Origin of the sequence: Xanthobacter cornucopiae (assembly GCF_043195065.2) — a bacterium.
Classification (GTDB): Bacteria; Pseudomonadota; Alphaproteobacteria; order Rhizobiales; family Xanthobacteraceae; genus Xanthobacter.
Window position 1 is genome coordinate 1112568 of sequence record NZ_CM195531.1, and the last position, 17446, is coordinate 1130013.

The 17446-nt window shown below is 67.6% G+C and carries 11 protein-coding genes and 2 tRNA genes; 5 read left to right on the top strand and 8 right to left on the bottom strand.

Annotated features, from left to right (window positions below; translation table 11 throughout):
- From V5F53_RS04980 to V5F53_RS05005, 6 genes are all read right to left on the bottom strand, one after another.
- Complete coding sequence (locus tag V5F53_RS04980) at positions 1 to 411, bottom strand: GIY-YIG nuclease family protein (RefSeq protein ID WP_393998465.1); 411 nt, start codon at positions 409 to 411, stop codon at positions 1 to 3.
- Positions 412 to 664: 253 nt separating this feature from the next.
- On the bottom strand, positions 665 to 928 hold the full coding sequence (locus V5F53_RS04985) for a recombinase family protein (RefSeq protein WP_393998464.1): 264 nt from the start codon (positions 926 to 928) through the stop codon (positions 665 to 667).
- A gap of 725 nt (positions 929 to 1653) precedes the next feature.
- Positions 1654 to 1729: transfer RNA gene (locus tag V5F53_RS04990), tRNA-Asn, on the bottom strand.
- A gap of 139 nt (positions 1730 to 1868) precedes the next feature.
- Complete coding sequence (locus V5F53_RS04995; protein ID WP_509212934.1) at positions 1869 to 3662, bottom strand: ABC transporter transmembrane domain-containing protein; 1794 nt, start codon at positions 3660 to 3662, stop codon at positions 1869 to 1871.
- A 261-nt stretch (positions 3663 to 3923) separates the two neighbouring features.
- A tRNA-Cys gene (locus V5F53_RS05000) sits at positions 3924 to 3997 on the bottom strand.
- 84 nt (positions 3998 to 4081) lie between these two features.
- Positions 4082 to 4537, bottom strand: coding sequence for a group III truncated hemoglobin (locus V5F53_RS05005; RefSeq protein WP_393998462.1), 456 nt, complete (start codon positions 4535 to 4537; stop codon positions 4082 to 4084).
- Between the two features lie 250 nt (positions 4538 to 4787).
- Here V5F53_RS05005 and V5F53_RS05010 point away from each other — a divergent pair, with 250 nt between their 5' ends.
- From V5F53_RS05010 to V5F53_RS05030, 5 genes are all read left to right on the top strand, one after another.
- Entirely contained in the window at positions 4788 to 5459 is a 672-nt protein-coding gene (locus V5F53_RS05010; protein ID WP_393998461.1) for a protein-L-isoaspartate O-methyltransferase family protein, read from the top strand.
- 164 nt (positions 5460 to 5623) lie between these two features.
- Entirely contained in the window at positions 5624 to 7012 is a 1389-nt protein-coding gene (locus tag V5F53_RS05015; protein WP_393998460.1) for a TolC family outer membrane protein, read from the top strand.
- A 164-nt stretch (positions 7013 to 7176) separates the two neighbouring features.
- A complete protein-coding gene (locus V5F53_RS05020; protein WP_393998459.1) occupies positions 7177 to 8244 on the top strand; it encodes a PopZ family protein in 1068 nt (355 codons plus the stop codon).
- A gap of 193 nt (positions 8245 to 8437) precedes the next feature.
- Positions 8438 to 11224, top strand: a complete 2787-nt coding sequence (locus tag V5F53_RS05025; protein ID WP_393998458.1) for a valine--tRNA ligase — start codon at positions 8438 to 8440, stop codon at positions 11222 to 11224.
- A gap of 553 nt (positions 11225 to 11777) precedes the next feature.
- Positions 11778 to 12602 (top strand): tetratricopeptide repeat protein, encoded by an 825-nt coding sequence (locus V5F53_RS05030; protein ID WP_393998457.1) that lies wholly within the window; start codon positions 11778 to 11780, stop codon positions 12600 to 12602.
- A gap of 131 nt (positions 12603 to 12733) precedes the next feature.
- Here the strand turns inward: V5F53_RS05030 and V5F53_RS05035 are convergent, their stop codons facing one another.
- Together V5F53_RS05035 and V5F53_RS05040 are read right to left on the bottom strand one after the other, a co-directional pair.
- On the bottom strand, positions 12734 to 14815 hold the full coding sequence (locus V5F53_RS05035; RefSeq protein ID WP_393998456.1) for a calcium-binding protein: 2082 nt from the start codon (positions 14813 to 14815) through the stop codon (positions 12734 to 12736).
- A gap of 485 nt (positions 14816 to 15300) precedes the next feature.
- Positions 15301 to 17442, bottom strand: coding sequence for a calcium-binding protein (locus tag V5F53_RS05040; RefSeq protein WP_393998455.1), 2142 nt, complete (start codon positions 17440 to 17442; stop codon positions 15301 to 15303).
- Between the last annotated feature and the right edge of the window lie 4 nt (positions 17443 to 17446).

Sequence of the window (17446 nt, forward strand, 5' to 3'; positions counted from 1 at the left end):
TCAGAGGGGGGCGTTCCCATTGTCCAGCCGACTTCGGCGGGCTTTGATGGCCCGCTCAATCAACGCATATTCAAGCCATGTAATATGTGCTCGGTTGAGTCCGCCGCCTGCTGAATGCGAAACGAAGGCGATGCCCCAATGCCAGAAATCCTTCGCGACGAAATGGGCGTCGATCCGGTTCCGCACGCCGTCGCCCTGGCCGATATACATCATCGGCAAGTCATCATCCCCCGCGTAGCCGACGAGAATATACACCCCTGGCCGGGAGAACTCGGCACGCTGTTTCACGCGCGGCCATTGCTCCCTTGGAAAGGCAATACCGAGCCCGGTCCAGTTCATGCGGTCAATGATGCGCAGTCCTTCTGGATCGCCGTCCGGCACGAAAATGCGAATTGTGAACGGGGTGGCCATGGCTGTGCGACTCAAGAACTGTACGACTGGCGAGATTCGGCAACCATCACGGTCGAACGGTTGGGGTGACGTTGCAAGAGGCCGCCATATTATCGGGGGCGGCGCGTCGAAAATGTCCACGGCGCAGTGAAATCAACTCCCTGAGAGCATGGTTTACACGGGCCTGAGGGATGTCATCAGATCGCGCTTCCCGTCTGGTGCCGAAATCAATGGGTTTCGACTGTCCCCGAGCGGTATCGCTGCGTGACAGCGATCACCTATGCGCAGTTTCGCGGGGTATCCCCCACCCGGTCTCTTTCCGCGACACGGGTCCCTCTCGAAGCATCTGACAGACGCTCGCCCCGCCGATGCCGAGGCGTCGGGCCTTCTCCGATTTGGCGATGTCGGCCTTCTGGCGCTTGAGGAGGAGCTCGCGCTTGAAGACGGCCACGGCGCTGAACACCGACATCATGAGACGCCCCGAGGCACGCGACGTGTTCACCCGATCACCTCCCGGGTTGAGGATGATCAGGCCCATGCCCTCCTCTCGCGCGCCTCCCTCAGCCGCCGGAGGCGTGCGATCGAACGGGCGCGGCGCTCCGGCTCGGTTACCATGACGGGTGCGCCCTCGCGGGCGAAATCCAAGGCCCGTTCCCCTTCCCGCCGGGAGGCGGCAGGGGCCGTTGACGCGCTCAGGGAAGATGCACTCTGGGTGGTGTTCCGGGCTGATGTCGAGCAGGTCCGGGCCGCGGCGCCGGCATGGCGAGAAACTCGGCGATTACGCCGAAGGTATTCTGTGGCGCGTCCCCGGATGAGGCCTGTCCGGCTGTCCTGGCCGCCTTGACTGCGGCGGGATCAGCCCCGGATGTGTCAGCGGCTTTCTGGCGCCCGTCCGGCGTTCGCGGGTGTTCCTGAGGCTCACATTGTCATATGGCTCCGGGAAAGCTGCTTCTCTTTTCCCCCGAACCGATGGGCGAGGCGGCAGAGCTTGCCGACGGCAGGCGTCACGCGGAGATTCGGGCGCTCGCCATCGGAGAGCTTGTAGGGCCGCACCTGCGGTTTTGCGGCTTTGCGGCTTTGCGGGCGGCTTCGGTGCGTGCCGTGGTGTTGGCATCCATTCTGTTGGCGTTGGCGATGCCATACAGAATGTCAGCAGATTTCCTGGCCGCACGCACACAAGCAGATGCGCTGGCGCGCGCCTGGAAACAAAACACCGTGCTTTCAAGGGAAGCTGCCGTTGGTCAACAGCTAGAAACAGGTAGATGGCTCCCCGAGCAGGACTCGAACCTGCGACCATTCGATTAACAGTCGAACGCTCTACCAACTGAGCTATCGGGGACCAGTTCGACCGCGAAGTGTTTCGCGACCGAGGCCGGCGATATAGCAACCGGTTCGGGGCTTGTGAAGCCCAAAATGATGGGCGTCGCTTCCCCCTGTGGACATCCGCCCCGCCGGAGGCGTCGCGGATGCCCTTGAAATCAAGCCCGCAGAAGCGTTTCCGGTGGTTCGTCCCCACCCGGCCCATGTTGCTCGTGGGCGAACTGGAGATGATAGAATCCGTAGTAGCGGCCGCGCTTGGCCAGCAGCTCCTCGTGGGTGCCCGATTCTACCACCCGCCCGCCGTCGATCACGCAGATCTTGTCGGCGCGGACCACCGTCTGCAGGCGGTGGGCGATGACGATGGTGGTGCGCTGGTGCTGCAGTTCATTGAGCGCCTTCTGCACCTCGGCTTCCGACTCGCTGTCCAGGGCGGCAGTGGCTTCGTCCAGCAGCAGGATCGGCGCGTCCTTCAGGAAGGCGCGGGCGATGGCGATGCGCTGGCGCTGGCCGCCCGAGAGCTGGGCCCCGTGCTCGCCCACGCGGGCGCCGTAGCCGTCCTCGAAGCCCATGATGAAGTCGTGGGCATGGGCGGCGCGGGCCGCCGCCACGATGTCCTCCTCGGTGGCTCCGGGCCGGCCGTAGCCGATGTTGTCGCGGATGGTGCCGGAGAACAGGTAGACATCCTGGCTCACCAGCGCCACCGCGCCCCGCACCGAGCGGCGGGTGACGCCGCGGGTGTCCACGCCGTCGAACCGCACGGCGCCCGCCTGGGGATCGTAGAAACGTTCGATGAGGTTGATGACGGTGGTCTTGCCGCCGCCCGATTGCCCCACCAGCGCCGTGGTCTGGCCGGGCTCGGCGATGAGATCCAGGCCACGCAGCACCGGTTCGCCGGGCCGATAGCCGAACACCACGCCGTCGAGCTCCACCCGTCCGCGCGGGCGCGGCAGGTCGGGCACGCCGGGCGCCTCTTCCTCCGGGGCTTTCGAATCGAGCAGGTCGAACAGCATTCGCGCGCCCATCAGGTGGGTCACGAGATCCACATGCAGGCGGGCGAGGCGCTTGGCCGGCTCATAGGCGAGCAGCAGCGCGGTGAGCACCGAGAAGAACTCGCCCGGCGACTTGCCCACCACGATCACGTTGTAGCCGGCGTAGAGAATGACGCCGCCGATGGCCAGGCCGCCCAGCGTCTCCATGAGCGGGCTGGATTTCGCCTGGGTGCGCACCAGCCGGTTGGCGTTGCGCTCCACGTCGTCGATATACGCCTCGGTCCGGGTCCGCATCACCGGTTCCAGCGTGTAGGCCTTCACCGTGCGGATGCCCTGGAACACCTCCAGCGCGATGGAGGACAGCTTCACCCCGGACTTGAAGCCGGTGGTGAACAGCCCCTTGGCGCGGCGGATGAGCTTGCGCGTGCCGAACACCGCCACCGGCATCACCACCAGGGCGATGAGGGCCAGGAACGGGTCCTGCACGATGGCCACGCCCGCCAGCATCAAAAGCGAGAGCAGGTCGCGGCCGATGGACGAGATGACGAGGTCCAGCGTGCCGCGCGCGCCGTTGGCGCCGGCGTTGAAGCGGGAGGATACCTCCGCCGTGTGCCGGGTGGCGAAGTAGGAGACATCCTGCTGCATCAGCTTGTTGAAGGCGCGCTTCTGATTGTCGGCGACGATGCGGTTGCCGACCCGCGCCATGGTGATGGTCTGCCCGTAGGCGGAGGCGCCCTTGACGATGGACAGCACCATGACCGCCCCCGAAACCAGCCAGACCGCCTCGGGCGTGGGCTGGATGAAGATGGCGTTGACGGCGTCCCTCATCAGATAGGCGAGGGTCGCGGTGCACGCGCCCATCAGGGCCATGAAGGAGAAGGCGAGGGCGTAGCCCTTCCAGTGTCGCTTGCCGTCCGAGAGCAGGAGCCGGCGCAGGATCGACACCGTCTCCTCATTGCTCACGGGCTCCCGCGACGGGGGGACCGGTTTGGCGTTCATGCGGTTCTCCAGCGGCGGGCGAGGCGCCGGCCGCGTGCGCGCTGTTCAAGCGCCATGGTCGTGGCGAGTCAATTGACGATGGCCCGTCAACCGGCGGCGGCAAGCCCCGGGACGGCAGCGGCGCGCGTGATGGCATCGCGATGCGGCCGCTGGATCATGTCTTGGATGAGGCCTGCCCTGGCCGTGCCTGAAGCGCCGGGCGGCTCTCTGCGCGTTGCGCCTGAATGGAGGCCACGGAGGGAATCGAACCCCCGTACACGGATTTGCAGTCCGCTGCGTAACCACTCCGCCACGTGGCCTCACGAGGTGCGCTTCATACGGTGTTCGCCGTGAGGGCGCAAGCCGTGCCGTCCGTTCATTCGGTCCGTTATGAACAGGAGGCGTCAGGCTTCTTCCGGAAGGGGCGCGATGCGGGTGCTGTCTTCGCCGCGGTGCACGGCGAGGCCGAGCCGGAAGCTGTAGGCCATGCGCTCGGCGTGGGCGATGGCGCGCAGCGCCGCCTCGGGCTCCAGCACGCGTCGCGCCACCGGGCGGAACAGGGTGAGCCAGCGGGCGAAATGCGCATCGCTCATCGGTCCGAGCGTGAGGTGCGGCGGCAAGGGGCGGCCGTCGTAGCGCTTGGTCTTCAGCAGAACCGACGACCAGAAGTCGCACATCTTGGCGAGATGCGCCGGCCACGCGTCGGGCGCGATGCGGGCGGCGAACACCGGGCCGATGAGGGGATCGGCCTGCACCGCCTCGTAGAAGGAGTGGACGAGATCGCGCACCGCCTCCTCGGACGGCGCCAGCGGGCCGGGCTCGGAGACGGCGATGCTGGTGGGAGAGGGGGGGCGCGTCATCGGGGGCTCCGGTCGGTGGCTGGCGGTGGAGGATGGTGCGGCTGAAATCGGTCAGCACAAGGCCCGAGCCGCCCGGTGCGACGCGCTGCCACGGCCTCCGGTCGCCACAGGAGCGAGCCGGAGGGAGGGGCACCTGCCGGCAAGCCCTCTGGCGCCTTGCAAACGGGGCGGCAATGTGGCTCTTGAAGCCGAGTTGACCCGCCGGGCCGGCCCGCCAAGGCGCCCGGGCGTAGTGGTCCGGAGGGAAGACATGATCGATTTCGTCGAGCTTCGCCGCGGCATGGTGGACGGGCAGGTCCGCACCAACGACGTGACGGACCATCGCCTCGTCGCCGCCATGCTCGAGATCCCGCGCGAGACGTTCGTTCCGGCGGCGCTGAGGTCCCTGGCCTATATCGACGACGATCTGGTGATCCGCCCCGCCGAGGGGCAGGCGCCGGCCCGCTACCTCATGGAGCCGATGATCCTGGCCCGGCTGATCCAGCTTGCCGACGTGAGCGAGAAGGATCACGTGCTCGATGTCGGCGCCGGTACGGGTTATGGCGCGGCGGTGCTCGCCCGCCTGGCCCAGCAGGTGGTGGCGCTGGAGGAGGATCCGGAGCTTGCCGCCGCCGCCACCAAGACCCTGGCCGGGCTCGGCGTGGGCAACGTGGCGGTGATGCAGGGCCCGCTGGTGGCCGGCTGGCCGGCGGAAGCCGATTACGACCTCATCCTGATCGAGGGCGCGGTGGAGGTGATTCCCGACCGGCTGTTCGCCCAGCTCAAGGAGGGGGGGCGACTCGTGGCGGTGGTCGGCCGCGGCGGCGCCGGGCGTGCCAGCCTCTTCACCAAGGTGGCGGGTGCGGTGAGCGAGCGGGTGGCCTTCAACGCCGCCGTGCCGCCCTTCTCCGGCTTTGAAGCCGCGCCACGCTTCAGGTTCTGACCCCCCTGTGGCCCGTTTGCCGCGGTAATCCGAAAAGCGACGGGGGAATCGAACCGTTCGGTTTCGTCTCTCCCGCCCTGCGGATATGTTGCCACTTCGTTACCGTGCGGCGGGTGCGCTGGGCGCATCGGGTGGCGTGCCGTGCCGGGTCCAGGAGATCGTAGATGTCGCTTGCGACGAGCATTCGCCGAAACGTATTCGCTTTCCTGGCGGGGTTCGGGGGCATCGCGCTGTCTGTCACCGTGGCGGGCGCTCAGCCGCTCGATGCGGCGCTCGCAGCCGCCTATGTGAACAATCCCACGCTCAACGCCCAGCGCGCCGGCACTCGCGCCACCGATGAGAATGTGTCGAAGGCCCTGTCCGGCTACCGTCCGACCTTGTCGGGCAGCGTCTCCGCCGGGCCGGAGGCGCAGCGCCAGAACGTGTCGGGCGCCATTTCCAGCGGCAACGTGTGGACCCGCACCTTCGCCCTGACCGCCACCCAGACCATTTTCAACGGCTTCGTCACCGGCAACACGACGCTCAGCGCCGAATCCCAGGTGCGCGGCTCGCGGGAAACCCTGCGCAACACCGAGCAGACGGTGCTGCTGGACGGCGTGACCGCGTATATGAATGTGATCCAGGCGATCGCCCTGCTGGATCTGCAGCGGCAGAACCTTGCCGCCCTCGAGCAGGAATTGCGCGCCACCCGTGACCGGTTCAACGTGGGCGAGGTGACTCGCACCGACGTGGCCCAGGCGGAGGCGCGCGTCGCCGATGCCCAGTATCAGGTGAGCCAGGCGGTGGCCAACCTCTCGTCGGCCCGCGCCGTGTATCGGCAGGTGATCGGCGTCGAGCCGGGCACCCTCACCACGCCGAAGTCCATCGAGTGGATGATTCCCTCTACCCTGGGAAAGGTCATCTCCTCGGGTCTGGGGACCCATCCGGCGGTGAAGGCCTCGGAGTTCGCGGTGGATGCCGCCGTGTTCCAGGTCAAGGTCGCCGAGGGCGCCCTGATGCCGAATCTGGCGCTGCAGGGCCAGCTCTCGCAGGCTAACGACACCTCGTTGTCGGTGCAGTCACAGGGCGCGGCGGCGGTGGCTCTCAACCTGACGGTGCCGATCTACCAGGGTGGCGCGGAGTACGCGAACATCCGTCAGGCGAAGGAATTGCTCAGCCAGACGCGGATCGAGGTGGACATCAATCGCGATGCCATCCGCTCCCAGGCGGTGCAATATTGGGGTGCCCTGGAGGCGTCCAAGGCTCAGATTCAGGCCGCGCAGGCGGCGGTCGCCGCCAATACGCTGGCGCTGGAGGGCGTGCGTGAGGAATGGCGCGTGGGCCAGCGCACCACCACCGACGTGTTGAATGCACAGCGCGACCTCACCAACTCGCGCTCGGCGCTGGTGGTGGCGCAGCGCGACCGGGTGGTGGCGGCCTATTCCCTGATCTCCATCATCGGCAAGATGGATGCGGGCTCGCTGAAGCTGAAGGTGAACGTGTACAATCCGGCCGTGCACTACAATCAGGTCCGCGACAGCTGGGTCGGCGTGCGCACGCCCGATGGCAAATAAGGGGACGGCGGCGGGCTGGCCCCTGGCCCCGCGTGGAGCGTGGGTGTCATACTTCCGGTTGTTGGTGATTCTGGTGTCGGGTGCGCGCCGTGGTCTGGTTCGTGCTCGCCGATTGTGGTCGAGGTCGCGACATGCCTGCTAGCCCGAAGGCGCAAGAGCCGTCGATGGAGGAGATTCTCGACTCGATCCGTCGCATCATCGCCGATGATGAGCCCGGTCGGGCTGATCTGCCCCTGGAGCCGCTCCGCCCGGTGCCGCCTGCCCGCCGTCCGGTGGCGGGCTATGGCCAGCGTCCGGCGGGGCCAGCCGGGGAGCGGAGCGCGGCGACGCCGCAGCAGCGCGCCTACGGGCGGGAGCCGGACCAGGGTGTTCCATCGTTCGATGCGCAGGAGCCCGGACGCGACGACCCGCGTTATGGGCGCCCGGCGGGTGGCGAGCGGCGCCAGCCTGTTGCCCCGCCGCCGGACGACCGCTTCGCCGACTTTGAGTATGACGAGGAGCGGATCGGGCGTGCGGTCCAGGCGCCGCCGCCCGCGTCCCTCGGGCGCACCGGCCTGCGGCCAGAGGGACGCCAGGAGGGTCGTGCCACTGGCGGGGGGGGCGCGCCGCGCGCCCCGGTTCGCGCGGCCACACCGCGCCGCTCATGGGATGAGGTCGCGGACCACGACAGTCCGGCGCGGGACGCCGAGCTGAACGGAGGTGGCCTCGACCATGCGGCGCCCTCCGATTCGGCGGGGGAGCGCGGCAGCGCGCTTCAGCGTGGCGGGGCTGACGCCCCGATCGCTTATGAGGCCGTGCCGCAGCGGCCCGATCCGAGGCCGGTGGCGGATTTGCCGCCGGTGAGGCCGCAGCCGGCGGCCCGTGTCGAGCCGGCCGCGCTTCCAGCGGTCGAACGGGAGACGCGGGTAGAGCCGCCGCGGGTGGAGCGCCCCGCGCGGCGTTCGGAGCCGGTAGCGGATGCGCCGCAGCCGGCGGCGGCCGTGGTCGCGGGGGAGTGGCGCGCCGCCTTGCCGCGCAAGGACCTGCTGTCACCCGCAGTGGACGTGGCGGTCGCCGCGGCCTTCAAGTCGCTGGGCGACTTGGTGCTGCCGCAGCAGGAGCGGACGGTGGAGGATCTGGTGAAGGAGATCCTGCGGCCGATGCTCAAGGAGTGGCTGGACCAGAATCTCGCGGGCATCGTGGAGCGCCTCGTTCGCGCCGAGATCGAGCGCGTCACCAGCACGCTGCGCTGAGGACCGGATCCCGTCCCCTGGCTGGTGCGGGTGGACGCGTCCTGGCGGCTCCCGACGCGCTGGGCGGTTGACCTTTTCTTCGCCGTGCGGCTTTAACCCCCATCGAAACCCATCTTGTCCCAAGCGCGACGGATGCCGGTGCCGTCGGGCCAACGCCCGCGCGGGCGGGACGTCGTGACGATGGAGCTGACCCATGCTCGAAAAAGTGTTCGATCCCGCATCCGTCGAGGCCCGTATCGCCGCCGCATGGGAACAGGCCGGCGCCTTCCGCAGCGGCCGGCCGGAGCGCAAGGACCAGCCGGGCTTCTCCATCGTCATTCCGCCGCCGAACGTGACCGGCTCCCTGCACATGGGCCATGCGCTCAACAACACGCTGCAGGATATCCTTGCCCGCTTCGAGCGGATGCGCGGCAAGGACGTGCTGTGGCAGCCGGGCACCGACCATGCCGGCATCGCCACCCAGATGGTGGTGGAGCGCCAACTCGCCACCCAGAAGCTTCCGGGCCGCCGTGACATGGGCCGCGCCGCCTTCATCGAGAAGGTGTGGGCGTGGAAAGCCGAATCGGGCGGCACCATCGTCGGCCAGCTGAAGCGCCTCGGCGCATCCTGCGACTGGTCGCGGGAGCGCTTCACCATGGACGAGGGCCTGTCCCGCGCCGTGCTCAAGGTGTTCGTGCAGCTCTATCGCGAAGGGCTGATCTACAAGGACAAGCGCCTCGTCAATTGGGACCCCAAGCTGATCACCGCCATTTCCGACCTGGAAGTGGTGCCGACGGAGGTGAAGGGCCACCTCTGGCACCTGCGCTACCCGGTGGAGGGCGAAAAGGACCGCTTCATCGTCGTCGCCACCACCCGGCCGGAGACCATGCTGGGCGATTCCGCCGTCGCCGTGCACCCGGACGATCCGCGCTATCAGGACCTGGTGGGCAAGAACGTCATCCTGCCGCTGGTGGGACGGCGCATCCCCATCGTCGCCGACGCCTATTCGGACCCGGAGAAGGGGTCGGGCGCGGTGAAGATCACGCCGGCGCACGATTTCAACGATTTCGAGGTGGGCAAGCGCCATGCCTTGCCGATGATCAACGTGCTCGATGCCGAGGCCCGCATCGAGACCTCCGGCATCCGCGACGATCACGGCGCGCGGCCCGAGGCCTATGTGGACGCGCCAGACGCCGCCGGCATCCTGGCGCACCTCAACGGTCTCGACCGGTTCGCCGCGCGCAAGCAGATCGTTGAACTGCTCACCGGCCTGGAACTGCTGGAGAAGATCGAGCCGCACACCCACATGGTGCCGCACGGCGACCGTTCCAACGTGGTCATCGAGCCGTGGCTGACCGACCAATGGTATGTGGACGCCAAGACCCTGGCCCAGCCGGCGCTCGCCGCCGTGCGCGAGGGGCGCACCACGTTCGTGCCAAAGAATTGGGAGAAGACCTATTTCGAATGGCTCGAGAACATCCAGCCCTGGTGCGTCTCGCGCCAGCTGTGGTGGGGCCATCAGATTCCGGCCTGGTACGACGCGTTCGGCAACGTGTTCGTCGCGCTCGACGAGGATGAGGCGTTCGAGCTGGCGCTCAAGCACAATGTGGGCAACGAAAGCCTCTCGCCGGAGGAGGCCGAGGCGCTGATCCAGGACGCGGACCGGCGCGCACAGTTCCTCACCCGCGACGAGGACGTGCTGGACACCTGGTTTTCCTCGGCCTTGTGGCCGTTCTCCACCATGGGCTGGCCCGACGAGACCGATGAGCTGAAGAAGTTCTATCCCACCAGCGTGCTGGTGACCGGCTTCGACATCATCTTCTTCTGGGTGGCCCGCATGATGATGATGGGCCTCCATTTCATGGACGGCGAGGTGCCGTTCAAGGACATCTACATCCATGCCCTCGTCCGCGACGAGAAGGGGGCGAAGATGTCGAAGTCCAAGGGCAACGTCATCGACCCGCTGGACCTCGTCGACAAGTACGGCGCCGATGCCCTGCGCTTCACTCTTGCTGCCATGGCCGCCCAGGGGCGCGACATCAAGCTCGCCACGTCCCGTGTCGAGGGCTACCGCAATTTCGCGACCAAGCTTTGGAATGCGGCCCGCTTCTCCCAGATGAACGGCTGCGTGCGGGTGGAGGGCTTCGATCCCGCCAAGGTCGAAAATACGCTCAACCGCTGGATCATCGGCGAGGCGGCGCGCGCCGGCGCGGAGGTGAGCGAGGCGATTCTCGCCTATCGCTTCAACGATGCCGCCGGCGCGGTCTATCGGTTCGTCTGGAACGTGCTCTGCGATTGGCACCTGGAACTGGCCAAGCCGCTGCTGTCGGGTCCCGATGGCTCGGCCAAGGACGAGACCCGGGCCACCACCGCCTATGTGCTCGACGTGGCCATGGGGCTGCTGCATCCGTTCATGCCATTTCTCACCGAGGAATTGTGGGCGGAGACCGGCCGGGAGGGACCGGCCCGGGCCGGGCTGCTGGCGCTGGCGCCCTGGCCGGACCTGTCGGGCCTGGAGGCCCCAGATGCCGAGGCGGAGGTCGGCTGGGTGGTGGATCTGATCACCGAGATTCGCTCGGTGCGGGCGGAAATGAATGTCCCGGCCTCGGCCCAGGTGCCGCTGGTGCTGGTGCAGCCGGGTGCCGAGACGGCCGCTCGCGCGGCCCAGTGGGACGAGGCGATCCGCCGCCTGGCGCGCCTCGGCGCCGTCTCCGTCACAGAGGCGATGCCCGGGGAATCGGTGCAGATGGTGATCCGTGGCGAGGTCGCCGCTTTACCTTTGGCGGGCGTGGTGGACCTCGGCGCCGAGCTCGTCCGCCTGAGGAAGGAGGAGAGCAAGCTCGACCAGGAAATCGCCCGCATCGATGGCAAGCTTTCCAATGAGAGCTTCGTTGCCCGCGCGCCGGAAGAGGTGGTTGAAGCGGAACGCGAAAAGCGCGCCGAATATGTGGTGCGCCGGGAGAAGGTCCGCGCCGCTATCGGCCAGCTCTCGGCCTCCTGACCCAGGCGGGCCGGTGGACCTGCCATCGGTCTTTCCCTCCGCTCCGGGCGTCTTTCCGCCGCGCGGGTGTGTCTCGCGGGCCACACCCAGCATCCGTCGCGCGCACATCATGGTGAATCGCGATGGTGGGCGCGGCGCCTCTTCCTGAGTCTCCGAGGGGATCGATGTGACGGCAAAGTCACATCCCCCTCGTTTCCATCCCAGCATCCGCCGGCCTGCCGCAAACGCCGCGATCCCGCCACAAAACCCCCCGACACCAAAGTCCGGGACGGGGCGGAGTGCGTAGCTCGGAAGGTGTTTCCGACCGCCGCGTTGAAGGTAGGGTCGGATGCGCACGCGTTGGACGGCAGACAGCTTTGAAATGCGGAGCGCGGCGGGTGGATGCCCCGGAGAGGCCTCGGACCGGCCTTGCCTCGGCCCCGATATTGCCGCCGGCTGCGGCGATAACACCTCCATCATGTGTGCGGATCGTTCACCAAGCTTGAGGGGGCACCCCGGCGCCCCCGTGCGGCGGGCAACCGGCGGGCGTTCTGCGCGGCTGGCCCTGGCTGCCGTGGCCGGGCTTCTCCTCGCCACGCCGGCGGCCCAGGCGTTCGACGGCACCACCACCACGGCTCCGCCGAGCGTGCAGCCGCTGACGCCGCCGATGGACGTGCCGCTGGCGCCGGCCACGCGCCCGGTGGACGAAGCGTTCCGCACCGGCGCCCAGGCGCTCCGCTCCGGTCAGACCGCGAAGGGCCTCGATGCGCTCGGCTATGCCGCCGCGCAAGGCCATGCGGTGGCGCAATGGAAGCTCGGCCGCATCTATGCCGACGGCGACGGCGTGAAGCGCGACGACGCCAAGGCGTTCAGCTATTTCAGCAAGATCGCCAATTCCCATGCCGACGACTACCCCGGAACGGCCCAGTCCCGTTTCGTGGCCAATGCCTTCGTCGCCCTTGGCGGCTATTATCTGGTCGGCATCCCGGCTGCCGGTGTGAAGCGGGACCCGGCCCGCGCCCGCGACATGTATTCCTATGCCGCGTCCTATTTCGGCGACGCGGATGCGCAATACCGCCTCGGCAAGCTCTATCTTGAGGGGGTCGGCGGCCCGAAGGACGCGCGCAACGCCGGCCGCTGGCTGACCCTGGCGGCCCAGAAGGGCCAGTTCGAGGCCCAGGCGGTGCTGGGGCAGCTGCTGTTCCGGGGCGAGGACGGCGTGCCGCGCCAGGGCGCGCGGGGCCTGATGTGGCTGACCTTGGCGCGCGATGCTGCCGCCCGTCCGGAAGATCATTGGGTGGTGGAACTGCACGAGGAAGTGTTCGCGGAGGCGAACGCCGACGAGCGCGCCATGGCGCTGAGCTATCTGGAAAACTGGCTCAAGACGGCGAAGCGCTGACGCCCCGCCGACTGGCCAGACGATCATGAAGCCGCGGGGCCCTCGGCGGGCCTCGCGGCTTTTTTGCCTTCATGCCCGCGTCGGAAACGCCCCCGCGATCCCTCCCGGGTGCCGCGGGGGCGTATGTTGCCTCACAGCACGAAGTTGCCGCTCGTGAGGTTTTGCGACGAGACGACCTTGATGGTGAGATCGGCGATGCGGTCGCCGTTGGTGTCGGCCTGAACCAGATTGTCCGAGTAGCGCAGCTCGCCGGCGGTGCCGGAGAAGGCGGAAGAGCCGATGAAGACGAAGGCGTCGTTGCTCGTGCCGCCGCCGCTGTTGGCGTCGATCCGCGACAGGTCGATGCGGTCGCGGTCGGTGACGGAGAAGTCCGAGATGGTGTCGAACAGCTTCGACGTGGAGTCGGACAGGGCCGTATAGACGAACAGGTCCGCTCCGGTGCCGCCGGTCAGAAGATCCGCTCCGGCGCCGCCGGTGAGCGTGTCCTTGCCCTCGTCGCCCGAGAGGGTGTCGTTGCCGGCGCCGCCGTTGAGCCGGTCGTTGCCATCGGCGCCGTAGAAGGTGTCGTCTCTCTTGGCCCCGGTCAGCGTGTCGTTGCCGTCGCCGCCGCTGACGGCGATGGCTTCGATGTTGACCACGGAGGACGTGGCCTTGCCGCCCACGGTGGCGATGGACTTGGCGCCGTTCTCCTTCAGGGTGAACACCACCGGCTGGGAGGTGCCATAGAACTCCAGGGCGGCGTAGTCGGTGCCGGCGCCGCCGTCGATGACGTCGGTGCCGCCGCCGCCATAGATGAAGTCGTTGCCGGCGCCGGTGGTGATGAGGTCGCTACCGCGTCCGCCGGAGATGTAGATGTTCTCCACATTGGTCACCGACGTCGCCGTCTTGCCGCCGACGGTGGCGACCGAGGTGGCGCCATTGGCCTTGAGGACGAAGTTCACCGACTTGGTCTGGGCGGAGAAGTCCAGAACGGCATAATCGTTGCCGGCGCCGCCGTCGATGACGTCCCGCTCGATTGCGGTGGAGATGCCGCCATAATAGAGGCCGCCGCCGATCAGGGTGTCGTTGCCGGCGCCGCCGTTCAGCTTGTCGCTGCCGGTGCCGCCGATGAGGGTGTCGCCGCCGTTGCCGCCGGTCAGGGTGTCGTTAGCGGACCCGCCGACGATGTTGAGCACCTCGACATTCTTCACCGTGGTGGCCGACACGCCGCCGACGGTGGCGGTGGAAGTGGCGCCGGCCATGGTGTCGAGGGCGAAGACCACGGCTTTGGTCTGGGTGGAGAAATCCAGGTAGGCGGTGTCGGTGCCGGCGCCGCCGTCCAGAACGTCGCGCTCCAGCAGGGCGGTCGTGCTGCCGAACTGCCAGGCGGTGTTGGCGTGGAGTTCGTCATTGCCCGCGCCGCCGGTGAGCCGGTCGTCGCCGGCGCCACCCACCAGCAGGTCGTTGCCGTTGCCGCCGGTGAGGGTGTCGTTGCCGGCGCCGCCGAAGACGTTCACCGCTTCCACATTGGTGACCGTGGTGCGCGCGTCGCCGCCCACCAAGACGGTGGAGGTGGAGCCCGCCGTGGACTTGAGGGCGAACGAGATGGCCGCGGTCTCATAGGAATAGTCGAGGATCGCCAGGTCGTAGCCGACGCCGCCGTCGATGACGTCCCGCTCGACGATGCCGAAGGTGCCGGGATAATAGGAGCCGCCGCCGTTGAGGGTGTCGTTGCCCGCGCCCCCCACCAGGCGGTCGTTGCCGGAGCCGCCGTAGATCTGGTCGTTGCCCGCGCCGCCGTCGAGCTTGTCCTCGCCGTCACCGCCGGAAATAGAGTCGTCGCCTGCCGCGCCCTTCAGGGTGTCGTTGCCGGTGCCGCCGTTGAGGGTGTCGTTGCCGGCGCCGCCGGTCAGGATGTCGTTGCCGAATCCGCCATTGATGTGGACGGCTTCGATGTTGGTGAGCCGGGTGGTGGCCACGCCGCCCACGCGCACCGTGGAGGTGCCGGCCGACGAGAAAGTGAAGGTCACCGCTTCGACGCGGTCATAATAATTGAGGACGGCGAGGTCGTTACCGGTGCCGCCGTCGAGGATGTCGTTGCCGGTGCCGTCTTCAAGCCGGTCATCGCCCGCCCCGCCGTTCAGGCGGTCGTTGCCGTATCCGCCGTAGAGGGAGTCGTCGCCGCTGCCACCAGTCAGGACATCATTTCCATTGGTACCATAGTAGGTCGCCATAATCTACCTCTCGCCCATGTAAGAGAATCACAAGGTCTAGGGATAACAGATGTTATCCAGAACATGCGATCGCACCCGCTTCATGCATGTATGTACCTGAACGAGGGATGACAATTCATATTCACCCGTGCGCTCCATGGTGTGATGCGCCTGTTGCCTTTCAGTCAGCAGCGGCAGGAGGTGGAGGTAGCGGAGGCTGGAGTGGAGCCGGCGACGCACGGTATTGCCAGCGGCGCGCGCGCGGGCGGCTGGGGGCGAGTCGGTTGGGCTGTCGCCGGTTCGGGGGCGTGGGCGGTGGCCGGCGGCGCGGACCATGCGCCTCATTCCATGGCCGACCGGCCGGTGAGACAGTCCATGCGCCGCGTCCTCGTCCGGGGCGAGGGGGCCATTGGTCGCCTTCAAGCGCGCTGGCGGGGGATCAGGCCGCTGGCGCGCCGGCTTCGGCGGCTGGGCTCCGGCGCGAGGCCGGGCTCAGCCGCCTGGAGTCACAGCACGAAGGCGCTGGCCGTCAACGCGCCGCCGCCCGTGACGCGGATGGTGAGGTCGGCGATGCGGTCGCCATCGGTGTCGGCCTGGACGAAGCTGCCGTTGGCCCGCAGCTCGCCGGCCGTGCCGGAGAAGGTGGAGCGGCCGATGAAGGTGAAGGCATCGTCGCTCGTGCCGCCGGCGGTGTTGGCGTCGAGCCGCGACAGGTCGATGCGATCCCCGGCAGCGGCGGAAAAGTCCGCCAGCACGTCGGTGGCCGTTGCCGTCGAGTCGGCGAGGTCCACATAGACGAACAGGTCCGCCCCCTTGCCGCCGGTGAGCGCATCCGCCCCGGCGCCGCCGATGAGGGTGTCGTTCCCGCCGGCACCGTCCAGCGTGTCGCGCCCGGCGCCGGCGGTGAGCGTGTTGTGCCGCCCGTTGCCTTTGCCGGAGAAGTCGGCGGCGCCGGTGTAGGTGAGGTTTTCAAAATTGGCGCGGAGGGCATAGGCCTCCAGCGCGGTTTTGATGGTGTCGATGCCGCCTTGATAGGCGTCCTCGCCGACGATGTCGCCGGCATCGACCACATAGATGTCGTTGCCGGCCCCGCCGTAGAGGCGGTCCCGGTCTGCGCCGCCGATGAGGGTGTCGTTGCCGGCGTCGCCAGACAGCACGTCGCGCCCCGCCGCGCCGGTCAGCACGTCATCCCCATCGCCGCCATCGAAATAGTCATTGCCGCCAGCGCCGATCAGGGCGTCGTTGCCCGCCCCGCCGGTGACCGAGGCGGTTTCGATGTTGCGCAGGGAGGATGACGTGCGCCCGTCGATCCGGGCCACCGAGAGGGCGCCATTGTCGGCCAGGGTAAACGTCACCGCCGCGCTGATGGCGGAAAAGTTGAGCACGCCCTTGTCGTTGCCAGCGCCGCCGTTCAATGTGTCCTTGCCGCCGGCGCCGCCCTCCAGGATATCGTCGCCGCTCCCGGTGATCAGCACATCATCGCCCCGGCCGCCGGAGATCTCCACCCTCTCGACGCGAGTCATGCGGGCCGCGACGGCCCCGCCGATGAAAACGGTCGAGGTCGCGTCGATCTTCGCCTTGAAACTGAAGGTCACGGCGCGGGTCTCGGCAGAAAAGTCGAACTGAGCTATATCTCGACCGGCGCCACCATCAAGGACGTCGACGCCCTTCTGCTTGTCAGGCGCGCTATATAGCGTGCCGGCAACAAGTCTATCGTCACCGTCACCGCCGGAAAGGGTATCGCTGCCGCGGCCACCCATCAAACAGTCTTCGCCGTCGCCTCCCGTCAGGGTGTCGTCGCCGTCACCACCAAAGACAACGACGTTCTCCACATTTTTCACCGAGATCCCGGATACGCTGCCCACTTGGACCACGGAGACGGCATTGGGCGCGGTGTCCAAGGTGAAGGTGATGTCGTGGCGCTCATTGCTCAGATCAATCAACGCCTCGTCATTGCCCGCGCCACCGTCAATGATGTCGCGTTCCACGCTGATCTTGCCGGCATCAACCGGATAATAGAATCTGCTGCGGATGGAATCGTCGCCATCTCCGCCATCCAGTCGGTCGTTGCCCAAACCACCGGTCAGGCTGTCATTGCCTGCACCGCCGTTCACCACGTCGTCGGCGTCGCCGCCATACAGCACGTCATCCCCGGCGCCTCCGGTCAGGGTGTCGTGGGCGGCGCCGCCATACAGAACGTCATCCCCGGCACCCCCGGTCAGCGTGTTGCCGGCGTCGCCGCCGAAGATTGTGACACTCTCCACATTGGTGAGGGTGATGGTGGTTTGTCTTACGGCAAAGACCAAAGCGCTCCCATCGGCGCTGTCGGGAAGGAGAGTGATGGCATCTGTGCCCATTTCGTAATTCGCGTAGAACCAGTCAAAGCCGTCGCCGCCGTCGAATGTGCTCTGGCTGAAAATCGAGTGTGTGTCGCTGCTCCAGACCGACAGCCCGTCTTTGCCGTCGCCCCCGATGAGGGTGTTGAGCCCCGGGCCAATCCCAAAGGTGTCGTTGCCGGCTCCGCCGTCGAGGATATCGTTCCCTTCGGTATCGTTAAGGAAATCGTCGCCAGCCTTGCCTAAGACCAGATCATCGCCGTCACCGCCGTTGAGTTCGTCGTTGCCCGGAGTGCCGCTATAGGTCGCCATCTGT

Excerpts from the sequence above, each read along its gene's own strand:
- V5F53_RS05015 (WP_393998460.1), top strand. The coding sequence starts at position 5,624 with ATGTCGCTTGCGACGAGCATTCGCCGAAACGTATTCGCTTTCCTGGCG.
- V5F53_RS05020 (WP_393998459.1), top strand. The coding sequence starts at position 7,177 with ATGGAGGAGATTCTCGACTCGATCCGTCGCATCATCGCCGATGATGAG.
- V5F53_RS04985 (WP_393998464.1), bottom strand. The coding sequence starts at position 928 with ATGGGCCTGATCATCCTCAACCCGGGAGGTGATCGGGTGAACACGTCG.
- V5F53_RS05005 (WP_393998462.1), bottom strand. The coding sequence starts at position 4,537 with ATGACGCGCCCCCCCTCTCCCACCAGCATCGCCGTCTCCGAGCCCGGC.
- V5F53_RS05010 (WP_393998461.1), top strand. The coding sequence starts at position 4,788 with ATGATCGATTTCGTCGAGCTTCGCCGCGGCATGGTGGACGGGCAGGTC.
- V5F53_RS05025 (WP_393998458.1), top strand. The coding sequence starts at position 8,438 with ATGCTCGAAAAAGTGTTCGATCCCGCATCCGTCGAGGCCCGTATCGCC.
- V5F53_RS04980 (WP_393998465.1), bottom strand. The coding sequence starts at position 411 with ATGGCCACCCCGTTCACAATTCGCATTTTCGTGCCGGACGGCGATCCA.
- V5F53_RS05035 (WP_393998456.1), bottom strand. The coding sequence starts at position 14,815 with ATGGCGACCTACTATGGTACCAATGGAAATGATGTCCTGACTGGTGGC.
- V5F53_RS05040 (WP_393998455.1), bottom strand. The coding sequence starts at position 17,442 with ATGGCGACCTATAGCGGCACTCCGGGCAACGACGAACTCAACGGCGGT.